Below are 284 nucleotides of genomic sequence, written 5' to 3' on the forward strand. Positions count from 1 at the left end.
ATCTACACTGGAGCGATGTCGTCGGCAGCGTCAGATGTGTATAAGAGACAGCGTCCGAGTCGTTGCGCCACAGGCCCAGCACATAGCTGGCGCGCAGCGTCGGGCTGAGGTCATAGGCCAGCTTGAGCTTGAGGTGGTCTTGGCGGGTGTGGTACTGGGTGCCCGCGCCGATCAGAGCCCAGGCCTGGTTGGCGCTGTTCAGCCCTGCCACCGCGCCGCTGACCGGCGTGCCGACGGTGCCGGTGCCTGCGGTGGACGCCAGCCGGGTGGCGAAGGTCAGCGGC

At 67.6% G+C, this 284-nt stretch carries 1 protein-coding gene; it reads right to left on the reverse strand.

Annotated features, from left to right (window positions below):
* A partial coding sequence (locus ACNQ0T_RS24050) for a hypothetical protein (RefSeq protein ID WP_417930477.1) occupies positions 1-284 on the reverse strand: 284 nt, incomplete at both ends.

The sequence above is a fragment of the Enterobacter cloacae complex sp.6700776 genome (assembly GCF_048284255.1).
Taxonomy (GTDB): domain Bacteria; phylum Pseudomonadota; class Gammaproteobacteria; order Enterobacterales; family Enterobacteriaceae; genus Enterobacter; species Enterobacter intestinihominis.